Source organism: Paraglaciecola sp. (assembly GCF_030730205.1).
Classification (GTDB): domain Bacteria; phylum Pseudomonadota; class Gammaproteobacteria; order Enterobacterales; family Alteromonadaceae; genus Paraglaciecola.
The window spans coordinates 14,273-26,881 of sequence record NZ_JANQVQ010000337.1; the positions used below are offsets into that span (position 1 = coordinate 14,273).

Annotated in this window: 8 protein-coding genes; 4 read left to right on the forward strand and 4 right to left on the reverse strand. The window is 44.5% G+C overall.

The genetic code is table 11. The annotated features are described in order from the left end of the window. Positions 1–108 precede the first annotated feature (108 nt). From NWQ57_RS22325 to NWQ57_RS22340, 4 genes are all read right to left on the reverse strand, one after another. Positions 109–1,422 (reverse strand): DUF2254 domain-containing protein, encoded by a 1,314-nt coding sequence (locus tag NWQ57_RS22325; protein ID WP_306024403.1) that lies wholly within the window; start codon positions 1,420–1,422, stop codon positions 109–111. Positions 1,423–1,503: 81 nt separating this feature from the next. Beyond that, positions 1,504–1,680 carry a hypothetical protein gene (locus NWQ57_RS22330; protein ID WP_306024404.1) on the reverse strand — a complete coding sequence of 59 codons (177 nt, stop codon included), beginning with the start codon at positions 1,678–1,680 and terminating at the stop codon, positions 1,504–1,506. Between the two features lie 91 nt (positions 1,681–1,771). Then, on the reverse strand, positions 1,772–1,966 hold the full coding sequence (locus NWQ57_RS22335; RefSeq protein ID WP_306024410.1) for a hypothetical protein: 195 nt from the start codon (positions 1,964–1,966) through the stop codon (positions 1,772–1,774). A gap of 28 nt (positions 1,967–1,994) precedes the next feature. Continuing rightward, on the reverse strand, positions 1,995–2,171 hold the full coding sequence (locus NWQ57_RS22340) for a DUF1328 domain-containing protein (protein ID WP_306024405.1): 177 nt from the start codon (positions 2,169–2,171) through the stop codon (positions 1,995–1,997). 345 nt (positions 2,172–2,516) lie between these two features. Here NWQ57_RS22340 and NWQ57_RS22345 point away from each other — a divergent pair, with 345 nt between their 5' ends. The 4 genes from NWQ57_RS22345 (at position 2,517) to putA (ending at position 12,552) form a co-directional block, all read left to right on the forward strand. Beyond that, positions 2,517–5,864, forward strand: coding sequence for an MHYT domain-containing protein (locus NWQ57_RS22345; RefSeq protein WP_306024406.1), 3,348 nt, complete (start codon positions 2,517–2,519; stop codon positions 5,862–5,864). A 2-nt stretch (positions 5,865–5,866) separates the two neighbouring features. After that, positions 5,867–6,847: an HD domain-containing phosphohydrolase gene (locus tag NWQ57_RS22350; protein WP_306024407.1), complete on the forward strand. Its 981-nt coding sequence runs from the start codon at positions 5,867–5,869 to the stop codon at positions 6,845–6,847. 170 nt (positions 6,848–7,017) lie between these two features. Beyond that, positions 7,018–8,598: a serine hydrolase gene (locus tag NWQ57_RS22355; protein ID WP_306024408.1), complete on the forward strand. Its 1,581-nt coding sequence runs from the start codon at positions 7,018–7,020 to the stop codon at positions 8,596–8,598. Between the two features lie 153 nt (positions 8,599–8,751). Next, positions 8,752–12,552, forward strand: coding sequence for a bifunctional proline dehydrogenase/L-glutamate gamma-semialdehyde dehydrogenase PutA (gene putA / locus NWQ57_RS22360; RefSeq protein WP_306024409.1), 3,801 nt, complete (start codon positions 8,752–8,754; stop codon positions 12,550–12,552). Positions 12,553–12,609 lie beyond the last annotated feature (57 nt).

The following is a 12,609-nucleotide window of genomic DNA, read 5'->3' on the forward strand; positions in this document are numbered from 1 at the left end:
CAATCGTTTGTCAGGCGCTTTATCATACAATAGTGGGAGCAGCTAATCGCTGTTAAGGGGCAAGGCAGCGCGCCACGTCATCCAATGCGATGCGCTTAACAAGCACGGTTACTTCTCTAAAATTTCTCTGATTTGCTGTAAACGGTAATTAATATCGGCTTTGTCTTTATTGCAAAAGGTGCTTTGCTCACAAGCCTGTCCAATCATGTCACTTTGCTCTTGCACAAAGCCTTTTTGATTGTCGGTGGCAGCATGTTCGGCTATCAAGATTAAGCTTTCCAATAGTCTGATGGTGACCGCGATACTGTCTTTACCATATTGCCTAATTTGATTAAATGACGCGTTGGCAATTTGTGAAAATTCAAATGAACGAGTGCACACTCTAATCTCACCTTCGTCATCAGTATGCAAACTGGGAGGGAAAGGACGCTGCGATAGGTCACAGAGCATGGCACACAGTTTATCGGTGCACGTAATCGCTGTGTAAGGATCGTTGATCCCAGGCGATAAGGCTCTCACGGCAATTTCAACTAATTGACGTACGGCAAACTCGGGGTCTTGCAGCGGCGTGCGCTTTGCGCCCAGCATAATACAGTTTCGCAGTGCAGCGTCATCTGGCAGAGACTTGACTGTCTCCACACTTAACTCAAGCAAGGTCGAACTTTTTACAATGGCATCGCCTGCTTTGGCTAATACATTAATTTTGATGTCATGCTCTTTGGCGATAGCAACCAGTTTTTCAAAATCTACCGTTTGCACATAGCCGTCCTTCCCTGCCTTTACCGCTTGGCTAAAGTTAACGTTGTTCATAAACAATGCTTTAGGTTCGCTTTGCTTATTCCATTCAGTCTGATTTGGAAATAAGCGGTCGATGTCTTTTTGTAACTGACAATGCACTTTATCAACCACGTCATCCGCTTGAATTGCATAAGACACATGGTGAATAAAATAGATCAATACGCCAACGCCCACAAAGGCGAGTAGTACGGCAAAATAGGTGGCCATGCCTGGGATAAATTGCAGGTCTTCAACCGACTTGGTGGACTGCAAAACCAGTAAGCAGTAAATAAAAATGGCAACAAACACACCAAGAACCGATTGAGTGCCGCGATCAGACATAAAATTGCGGATAAGCCTCGGCCCAAACTGCGACGACGCTAAACTCAATGCCACCACGGTAATCGAAAACGCAATACTGGTTACCGTCATCATTGAGCTAGCGATGGTAGTCAATATTGCCCGAGTAGATTCAGGTGAGGTGTGATAAATAAATTGTAGAAATTCTGGGGTGTAATCTTGCCAATAACGGTCATAACTCAGCACTAAGCTGGCTAGCAGGGTAGCTGAAAAGACCAGAAGAGCGGGAATAAACCAAAAGCTGGTGCGTATGGTTTCGAGTAGACTTAGGATCCTGTTATTCATCCTTAATCCTTTAACTGATTGTGAGAGCGGATATTGCTGACCAATGTAACCTTAGCCAGTGAGAAACGATAGCTTAGTTGTTCAACCTTTGCGTTTAGACTTTTTCATTAATGAAATAAGGGCGAAAAAACCGATGAAAACAAAAAGACCAAGAGCCACTAAAAACTGCACTAGTAAACCAAATCGCTCAGTCGTAATGAATGAAAATAGAAAACCTACGCTGATCACCACAACAATGATGAGAATAGAAACTTTCATATTAGTGGTCCTTCTTTTGGTTAACTCACTGCATTGGCCTTGACCAAACACTAAAAAAGGGGGCAAGCCCCCTTTATTTTCTGGTTGCTGCTTAACAATCGGTATCGTCAGCATCAACACCTTCTTTTACGTCTTCACAAGCATCTTCAACGGCATTGCCAGCATCAGTCATAACCTGGTCAACTTTCTCACCGGCTTCTTCAGCATTGTCGTCGCCGCAACCTGATAACAAGGTCATCGCAGTTAGTAAGATTGATAATATTGTAAAATATTTAATGTTTTTCATGATAAATCTCCATATTAATTAAAAATGATTAAACTCTTGGACCCTTGCCCCTAACGGCATTGGCAATCAATGAGATAACAAGTAGTACAACAAAAACGAAAAAGATAATTTTTGCGATACCCGCTGCAGTTCCTGCGATACCACCGAAACCAAATACTGCGGCTACGATAGCGATAACTAAAAATGTTAATGCCCAACCTAACATAATATTTCTCCTTTAAATTACTGTTTAGTTCACTTCGATTTGTTTAATGCTTGAACTGTGCCAAACAAGTTGGCATGATTTAACCTATTGAAATTTATAGTTTATTTTAAAATAAAAAGGACTTGATGCTGGTGTTTTAATAAAATGCTCGTGCAATTTTTACCGAGCAAAATGTAGATGTTGCAAATACTGCCTTTGGTATAGGTAACGATTACATCGCAGGCCTCAATCCAAAATTTTGCTAGCTAAAAGCAATTACGCAATGATGGACATCCGTTTTTACTATTGCATTCAAGCGGTATTTACATAAACTCAGTGACCACTGCGTTTATTTAAATTTTTTACATGTCAGACATATTCACTGCGTTATTTGATTATCCCCAAGACAACCTTCTGGTATTTGGTAATTTCGACCCGACCTTAGTTGTGCTCTCATTTGCTATTGCTATTTTTGCTTCATTTATGGGGTTTCAAGTGGCCTCGTATGCGTCTCATAGTCGTACGGAATTTGGGCGCCAACTGTCATTAATGACCGGAAGTGTTGCTTTAGGTGGTGGCGTTTGGTCCATGCACTTTATCGGCATGTTAGCGTTCGAATTGTGTACTGTGGTGGAATACAACTGGCGTATTACGGCACTGTCGATGCTACCTGCACTCGTTGCATCCTGGGTTGCAATGAGCCTAATTACCCGTTCAAGCATCGATTTTAAACGACTACTACTAGGCGGGCTGTTAGTCGGTGCCGGTATCGGTACCATGCACTATGTTGGCATGGCCGCCATGAACATGTCTTTATTATTGCGCTACGACCTAAGCACCTTTTTCATATCCATTATAGTGGCCGTCATTTTAGCCATGCTAGCCTTGTGGATTCGGTTCGGTTTGGAGGCGGTCATGCAGTATCGCCTTACGACAATGAGTAAAACCCTTATCGCCAGCATTGTGATGGGAATGGCCATCACCGGAATGCATTATACCGGCATGGCTGCTGCGCGATTTGTACGTCCTCCCGGATTTGAGTTTTCAGAGCAAAGCAGTGAGATGTCGATTTTTTTAGCCATCGGCGTAACGCTGATCACTATTATCATCACCAGCTTAGTACTAGCAGCCAATTTAGCCATGCGTTACAAAGAAACGTCTATTAAGGCACGCTACAACGAGCGCCGTTTACTGGCCACCATGGATACGGCGCACGATAGTATCGTAACCATAGATGAACGCGGCATTATTACCAGTATTAATAAGGCGGTTGAGCGGCTACTGGGCTGGCGCAGTGCCCAACTACTCGGTAGCAATGTGCGCATGATCATGCCCCAGTTAATGTCTGATGAGCAAACTCATAGCGTGCAAGGTTATTTAAGTCGTTTCGAAGAACATGACTCACAGGGCGCAGGGCAAGAATGCAACGTACTGCACAAAAATGGCGAGTTAATTCCGGTTAGGATCGCTGTGGGGCACGTAGAAACCGAGCATGAAAACTTATACGTTGCCTTTATTTCAGACCTCAGACAACGTAATAAAATGGAAGCTGATTTACGGGACAACGAAGCCAAATTTCGCTCACTAATTGCTAATATACCAGGCATTGCTTACCGCTGTTTAATCGATAAAACGTGGCCAATGGAATTTGTCAGTGATGAGATAGAGCACGTCACTGGTTATCCCGCAGAAGACTTTTTGCTGCCTAACCCAAAACGCAGCTTTGCTGACTTTTATCATCCACAAGATTTGCCGACAATAATGTCAAGTGACGCGAGTGAGGAACAGGGCTTTCAGCTTGAATATCGTATTATCGATAAAAACGGTAACGAAAAATGGTTGTTAGAGTTTGGCCGCAAAGTAAGCAGTCCAGATAAAAAACAGGTATGGCTTGATGGTTTTATTATGGATATTAGCCAGCGTAAAGAAATGGAAGTGCAACTGATTGAAGCGAAAGAAATTGCCGAAGCCGCGGCGGCTTCACGGGCAGCATTTTTAGCCAACATGAGCCACGAAATTCGCACACCCATGAACGCAGTAATCGGTTTTAGCGATATCCTACTAGACAGCGCGTTGACCCTTGAACAGAAAAAATACCTCAATACCATTAACCAATCTGCTAAATCCTTAATGCATCTGCTTAATGATGTGCTCGACAGTGCCAAATTAGACAAAGGTAAAATTGAGCTTGAATATCGTGATTTTTCGTTGGTAGAAGAAATTGACGCTGTGGTTTCAACCCTCTGGCTGCAAGCCAAAAATAAGGGTTTGGATATCGAATTACGGTTTGCCGAAAATCTTGGTCATTTTTATCACGGCGCGCCTGACAGACTGCGTCAGGTATTAACCAATCTTTTAGGCAATGCAATTAAGTTTACAGAAAAGGGCCAGATCCTCGTGGCCATCAACTTGCTTGCTGCACAAGAGAAAGGGCGTGAACAGCAAATTGAGTTTGTGATCCAAGATAGCGGCATAGGCATGACGCCTGAGCAAGTAGCAAACGTATTTGAGGCATTTTCTCAGGCTGACGCCACCATGAGTCGCCGGTTTGGCGGCACTGGACTGGGCACCACCATCAGCAAACAGCTGGTGGAATTAATGGGCGGCAGCATTGATGTTGTAAGTGAGCTAAACCAAGGCTCTACTTTTTCTTTTATTTTGCCTTTACAGCCCATTGATATTTTCAAAGAAAAATCCACGCAAGTTATGCATGAATTGCCGCCACTGAATTTACTGATTGTGGATGACATCGAGCAAAATTTAGACTTACTAACGGTACTATTGAAACGGGCGGGGCATCAGGTTCAAACCGCCCGCGATGGCGAACAAGCCTTGCTAAGAATGCAAGCAAGCCGCTTCGATGTCGTCCTAATGGATGTGCAAATGCCGGTGCTGGACGGACTCAGTGCCACCGAAAAACGTCGAGAGTACGAGCTCGAAAATGCGCTTGCGGCTTTGCCAATTATTGCGCTTACCGCTAGCGTGTTACCGGAGGACAAAAAGGCGGCTTTTGATGCGGGTATGAATGGCTTTGCCAATAAACCAGTCAACATGGATATTCTTAACGCTGAAATTGCACGGGTATTAAATATTACTGAGTTTAGCGACACGCAACAAACCATCATCAAAAAACCAAGCTTGGTGATAGATGAAAACATGGGTGTGATGTTGTGGGGCAGTGCAGAGCTATTGTTTGGCGAAATCAAAAAGTTTTTGCATAAGCAACATGAGGTACTTGAAAAGTACCAGCTTGCTTTGAATTCTCTCGATTGGACTGAGCTGAAATACCTCGCTCATTCAATGAAGGGCTCTGCGGGCAATTTGGCCCTGACTTATTTGCTGGAAATTGTCACCGAATTTGAGATTAGCATCCATAATCAAAATGAGTTTGTTGCCAAGCGTTTAATCAATGAGATCAAAGAACACCTTGAACAAATCTGGCAGAAATTACAAGAACTAGACCAAGCGTACAGTGAACCAAGTTCGCAAGATGTAAGGTATAATGCTGCAGAATTTTTGCGTTTGGCAAAAGCCATACAAAAAATGGTGGCGCAGAATGAGTTTGATGAGCCTTTGTTTGCCAAACTGCAACAAGCGGCGCCACAAAAATATGAACAAGAGGTCACTGCGGTATTTCAAGCGCTGAATGATTTTGATTTTGAACATGCGTTAACAGGCTGCAACACACTTGTTGCAAGGCTTGAAGAGGAATAATAATGGATAGTCGAGCAACCTTATTGTTAGTTGATGATGAACCGGTCAATTTACGTGTTCTCAAGCAAACTTTGGGTGATGAATACCGACTGATATTCGCTAAAAGTGGTGCTGAAGCCCTTAAGTTAGTCAAACAAGAAAGTCCAAATCTTATTTTATTAGATGTCATGATGCCGGGCATGACGGGTTTACAAGTGTGCACCACGTTAAAAAGCGACAATGCCACAAAAAACATTCCTGTTATTTTTGTCACGGCCCTCAATGATGCCGTTGATGAAGCAAATGGTCTAAATGCAGGCGCCGTTGATTACATTTCAAAACCTATTTCACCTGCGGTTGTGCGGGCCAGAGTAAAAACGCATTTATCACTGGTTCAAGCCGATGAGCTCAAACGTACCCGTTTACAAGTGATCCAGCGTTTAGGCAGAGCCTCAGAATATAAAGATAATGAAACAGGTATGCACGTGATGCGTATGAGTCATTATTCGCAGGTGCTCGCCTTAGCCATTGGATACTCCGAACAACAGGCCGAAAACTTATTGCATGCTGCGCCCATGCACGATATCGGTAAAATTGGCATTGCCGATAGCATTATGCTTAAGCCTGGCAAGTTAAGCGATGAAGAATTCAAAATCATGCAAAAACACCCGGAAATAGGCGCCGAAATACTCGGTGATCCTGATTCTGACTTAATCAAACTGGCCATTTCGGTTTCCTTGACCCACCATGAAAAATGGGATGGTTCTGGCTATCCCAAAGGGCTCAAAGGCGAAGAAATTCCCATTGAAGGTAGGATTGTCGCTCTGGCTGATGTATTTGACGCCTTAACCAGTGTGCGTCCGTATAAAGAGGCCTGGAGTATCGAGGCCACCATGGACTTTCTTGAATCCCAAAGTGGTAAACACTTCGACCCCTATTTAGTGACGGTATTTCAGCAAAATATCGAAAAAATACTCAGCATAAAAAATCGTTGGGTCGATTAACTCGCATTAAGCAAGCAGGGCGAGGCATGCTGAGTGAATTGACGTGACAAGAAAATCTCGCCCTGGTTTTTTTCTGCTCATTCGCCAGCTGTTTGTTACTATCTTCTGGCGTTTTTCTTTACTCTGAATTATGTTTGTCGGCAATTGAAGTAGCGATATCTAGGGCATGCATGTTTAAGAAAGTAAGTATTAAAGGGATTTTATTAGGCTTTTTATTAACCTTGTTTGTACTGCTTGGCCTTTTTCATACCAATGTATGGCGCCTGTATAAAGCCATTACGCTGTATGACGCAGACAAAATAGCGCATAATTTTTTAAACATGTACACCATGTTTGACTCAAGCACGATTGAGGCGAGCCAATCCACTTACTACTTTCCCGTTAATTATCAGGCATTGCCTTATGACTTTTCCGTCGAAGGCGAAAGCATTGTGGTGCAAGATTTTTTAGCGCAAAGCGCCACACATGCAATGATGGTCATCAAAGACGGCGAAATTGTTTACGAGCAGTATTTTCTAGAAGATAGCCCCGAGAAACAGCATATTTCATTTTCAGTGGCAAAGTCATTTGTATCCGCGTTATTTGGTATCGCCATAGACGAAGGGCATATTAAAAGTATTGAAGATTCAGTCACAGATTATGTGCCCGAATTAATTGGCAGTGGTTATGAGGGAGTCAGAATAAAAGACGTGCTGCAAATGTCTTCAGGGGTAAAATTTAATGAAGATTACGCTGACTATAATTCTGATATAAATCGTTTTTCGCGGGCCATTGCCTTTGGTACATCGCTAGATAGTTTTACTGCCTCACTGCAACGTGAGCGTGAGCCTGGCACCTTTCACCACTATGTCAGTATTGATACGCAAGTGTTAGGAATGATTTTGGTGCGCGCTACCGGTGTTAGTTTGAGTGAGTATTTAAGCCAAAAAATTTGGCAACCAATGGGCATGCAAGATGCCGCATATTGGATGAAAGACAGCAATGATATGGAGCTAGCCCTAGGCGGCCTTAACATTACTTTGCGCGACTACGCCAAATTTGGCTGGCTGTATTTACACAAGGGGCAATGGCTCAGTGCGCGTGGACGTTCCTTACAAATTGTGCCCAAACAGTGGGTAATTGATTCTGTTACGCCAGATGCACCGCATCTTATGCCAGGCTCTGATAATCCTCAGTCAGATTCATCATATGGTTATGGCTATCAGTGGTGGATCCCGCCTGGAGCAGAAGATGAATTTATGGCACAAGGTATTTATGGCCAGTATATTTATGTCGATCCGGACCAAAACCTGGTGATCGTAAAAAACTCTGCTAATCCAAATTACACCGATCATTCGGCGCAATGGGGACCGAAACATTTGGCCATGTTCCGGGCTATTAGTGAGCATTTTGTGCGTGCTCCTGAGCCTATTGTGCCAGAAATTGAAGAGCGTATTCCTGACCTTACACCTGAGGTGCCTGCAGAGCTGTTGCTTGAATTAACCCCCGCACTTGCACCACAACCATCTGTGGATCTCTCATTCGAAGAGGTAGAACTTGATGTGTCTTTGCTTGATTCTGTTGAGGCATTGTCATCGAAAAAAGAGCCACTTGTCAGTAAGGAAACCTTGCAAAAGCAAGCCCAAGCTATTATTGAACAGGGGAGTTCGGCCCATTTCGAGTCGTTGGATAAACCCATTCTTGAACAAGAGCCCGAAGCATCCGTCGATGAATCGAGCACCCAAACACCCGAAACGCCTACCCCGGAGTGAGATTTATTAGGTGTAATCAGCCCTTCGCAGTCAACTTCTGTTTACGCTTAAAAGTTGACTGCCTTTGTGTGCTCATTGGCGCTGTGTTAACGTTGTAATACGCTTGTGTTTTCAACACTCCCCGCTATCGCACTTTAATTTTTGAGGTCAGCTATGTTATTTAACGGTACATTGATTACCGCCAGTCCCCTTCGTCAAAAAATCAGAGATTTCTATCGAATAGAAGAAAACCTCGCCGTAAACCACATCTTACCCGATGCTGAAATAAACATGCTGGCCCGCAGTCGAGCATGGGAGCGCGCCCGTACCACAGTATTGCGCATCAGGCGTGAGCAAGAAGGTCACGGTGGTATTGATGCCCTATTAAACGAATATTCATTGTCGACCGCTGAAGGCGTGGTGTTGATGTGTTTGGCTGAAGCCTTGCTGCGGGTGCCAGATAAAGAAACTCAAGATGAATTAATCCGCGACAAATTATCCAAAGGGCAGTGGACACCGCATTTAGGCGCCAGTGATTCAATCTTTGTTAATGCCTCATCGTGGGGCTTATTGATGACAGGTAGCATGGTGAATTATGCTGATCAGCGTCAAAAAGAAAATTTCGGTATCTTGAAAAAACTGATTGGTCGCTTAGGTGAGCCCGTCATCCGTAAAGCCATGAACATTGCCATGAAAATCATGGGTAAACAGTTTGTCATGGGCGAAACCATAAAAGATGCGGTAAAACGCGCACAAGAAAAAGAAAAAAATGGCTATGTGTATTCCTACGACATGTTGGGCGAAGGAGCCCGCACCGCAGAAGATGCCCAGCGTTATTTTGACTCATACGCGAAAGCCATCGATGTTATCGGTAAGGCTGGCGCGGGACGTGGGCCACGTTTAAGCCCAGGTATTTCAGTAAAATTGTCTGCTATTCATCCCCGCTACGAATTTACACATCGTGAGCGAGTGCTTGAAGAAATTCCCGCTAAGTTAAAACAGCTTTGTTTGTTGGCCAAAAAATATGACATTGGCTTAACGGTTGATGCGGAAGAATCAGAACGCTTAGATATTTCCCTCGATATCATCGAAAAAGTGTTCAGTGATCCAGAGCTTGAAGGCTGGAGCGGCTTTGGTTTAGCGGTACAAGCTTATCAAAAACGCGCGTTATACGTGATTGATTGGTTACGCGAGTTAACGCAAACGGTTGGTCGTAAAATGATGGTGCGTTTGGTGAAAGGGGCGTATTGGGACACTGAAATCAAAAATGCCCAAAAAGACGGTTTAGACCACTTTCCGGTGTTTACCCGCAAGTCATCAACAGACGTGTCTTACCATGCCTGTGCCAATCGCTTATTGGACTATCGCGATACTATTTATCCCCAATTTGCTACCCATAATGCCTATACCGCTTCAGTTATCATTGAATTAGCCGGTGATGACAAAGAGGGCTTCGAGTTTCAATGTCTGCACGGTATGGGTGATACCCTATACGATCAAATAGTGAGTAACGATAAAATTCAATGCCGAGTGTATGCGCCAGTGGGTGTGCACGAAGACCTACTCGCCTATTTAGTTAGGCGTTTACTCGAAAACGGCGCTAATTCGTCATTCGTTAACGCCATTGTTGACGATAGCCGCCCAGTTGAAGCGTTGTTAGAAGATCCGGTTGAAAAAACCCAGCGTTTACTGCGCAAATATAATAATCAAATTGCTAAGCCAATTGATTTATATGGCGACGAGCGTTTCAACTCTAAGGGCATGGACATCAGCGATATTAATACCATCGACCCCCTAAAAAATAATCTAGAGCGCTGGTTTAATAAAACGCGTTTACGTGAAGACCAAGTGCCCGCGAATGGCCATGCCGTGCGCAACCCTGCTCAGCCAAATGAGATTGTTGGTTTTCATATTTATGACAGCAAAGAAAGTATGTTGGCAAAGCTGGATGCCGCTGATAAAGCCTTTGCCAACTGGGCAGAAACCCCCATAACAGAACGAGCAAACTTGTTATTGCGCACCAGCGATATATTAGAGCGCCACATGGACGAGCTTATCGGCCTGTGTATTAAAGAAGCCGGTAAAGTCACCCAAGACGGTATTGATGAAGTGCGTGAAGCGGTAGATTTTTGTCGTTATTACGCAGCACGAGCACTTGAGTTAGCCCAAGACGAACGCTTAGCGCCTCGTGGTGTAATCTTATGTATCAGCCCTTGGAACTTCCCACTCGCTATCTTTTTGGGTCAAGTGGCGGCAGCACTAGTGACCGGCAATACCGTGATCGCCAAGCCAGCAGAACAAACCAGCTTAATTGCCCTGCGTGCCCGTGAATTAATGATTTCAGTTGGAATGCCAGAAGACATCATGCATCTAGTCATCAGTCCGGGCAAAAATGTGGGTGAGGTACTCGTGCCCGATGAGCGTATTAAAGCGGTAATGTTTACTGGCTCTACGCAAACAGGCACATTAATTTCGCAAATTTTAGCCAGTCGTGGCGGCGATCAAGTCCCGTTGATTGCTGAAACCGGTGGACAAAACTGCATGATTGTTGACTCAACCGCGCTACCTGAGCAAGTGGTTGATGATGTAATCGCCTCTGGTTTTCAAAGTGCAGGGCAGCGCTGTTCAGCCCTACGTATTCTGTTTTTGCAAGAAGACATCGCAGATGACGTCACTAAAATGTTGATTGGGGCACTGAGCGAGTTGCACGTCGGTGATCCTGCGTATCTATCGACCGATATTGGCCCAGTTATTGACAAAAAAGCCTTGGATACCCTCAACAATCACGTTGCAGATATGCAAGATAAAGCGACCTTGCTGTATGAATGTAAAGTTGAAAACGTGCCTGAAAACGCCACCTTCTTCGCACCGCGTTTATATCAGATTGATAATATTAACGTGTTAAAACGCGAAGTCTTTGGCCCCTGCGTGCACATCGTGCGCTTTAAAGCGAAAGACATCAACAAGGTCATTGAGCAAGTCAATTCAACTGGCTTTGGATTAACGATGGGCATTCACTCGCGCATCGAGGAACGGGCGCTAGAGTTAGCACGTTTATCGAGAGCGGGTAACGTGTATATTAATCGCAATATGATAGGCGCGATTGTTGGCGTACAGCCTTTTGGGGGACGCGGTTTATCGGGCACAGGTCCGAAGGCGGGCGGTCCACATTATTTATCTCGTTTGATGATTGAAAAAGCCACACCTAAAATAGTCGAAAGTGACTATGAACCCGAGCAAGATCGAGCGGTGCTAAGTGATGATGAAGGCCGCAAACAAGCCTCAGATATCATGCAAAAAGCCGTTGCTGCTGAGCAAGAGTGGCGCATGACCGTACTAAACACGCGGGTGTCGGCGGTAAGGCAGTTGCTGGCCAAAATAGCCAAAGTCGATATCATGGAAGAACTTGCTGAAGATTTAAATCGCACCTTGTCTACCGCCCGTAGTCAGTTGATCAGCATTGAAAAACGCTTACGCAAACCTAAGGTATTACCAGGGCCAACCGGCGAATCAAACCTATTGTATTTAGAGCCTCGCGGCATATTAGTGTGTTTTGCTGATAAAAACGTGACCTTCGAATATTGGGCATTGTCGATAGTGACCGCCCTGGCAACCGGTAATGTGGTTATCTCAGTTGTGTCAGATTTGTTTTATGACGAAGCCATTGCCTTTCGCAATCAGTTTATCGCTACCGGCTCACCTGAAGGGGTATTGCAGGTAGGTAAATTGAATCAGTTAGAGTCGTTGTTAAGCGAGCCACAACTGGCTGGTGTAGTTATCGACAGTAACAGTGAGCGAAGTGCGTTTATTACTCATAAACTAGCACAACGTGAAGGGGCAATATTGCCGGTGATCAGTGCCGAATATAACGACAATCTGATTCAACGTCTGTTAACCGAAAAAACCGTGAGTACCGATACCACCGCATCAGGGGGTAACACCTCGCTCATGACACTGGTAGAAGACGACGAATAACCTAAGCAGCGACCAGCAGCAAGTCACGCGCGCCGAGCGCAGGCGCTGCTCGTCGCA

What these genes read in the sequence shown, in the direction of transcription:
- NWQ57_RS22325 (WP_306024403.1), bottom strand. Translation starts at nt 1,422, where the DNA reads ATGAATAACAGGATCCTAAGTCTACTCGAAACCATACGCACCAGCTTT.
- NWQ57_RS22330 (WP_306024404.1), bottom strand. Translation starts at nt 1,680, where the DNA reads ATGAAAGTTTCTATTCTCATCATTGTTGTGGTGATCAGCGTAGGTTTT.
- NWQ57_RS22335 (WP_306024410.1), bottom strand. Translation starts at nt 1,966, where the DNA reads ATGAAAAACATTAAATATTTTACAATATTATCAATCTTACTAACTGCG.
- NWQ57_RS22340 (WP_306024405.1), bottom strand. Translation starts at nt 2,171, where the DNA reads ATGTTAGGTTGGGCATTAACATTTTTAGTTATCGCTATCGTAGCCGCA.
- NWQ57_RS22345 (WP_306024406.1), top strand. Translation starts at nt 2,517, where the DNA reads ATGTCAGACATATTCACTGCGTTATTTGATTATCCCCAAGACAACCTT.
- NWQ57_RS22350 (WP_306024407.1), top strand. Translation starts at nt 5,867, where the DNA reads ATGGATAGTCGAGCAACCTTATTGTTAGTTGATGATGAACCGGTCAAT.
- NWQ57_RS22355 (WP_306024408.1), top strand. Translation starts at nt 7,018, where the DNA reads ATGTTTAAGAAAGTAAGTATTAAAGGGATTTTATTAGGCTTTTTATTA.
- putA (WP_306024409.1), top strand. Translation starts at nt 8,752, where the DNA reads ATGTTATTTAACGGTACATTGATTACCGCCAGTCCCCTTCGTCAAAAA.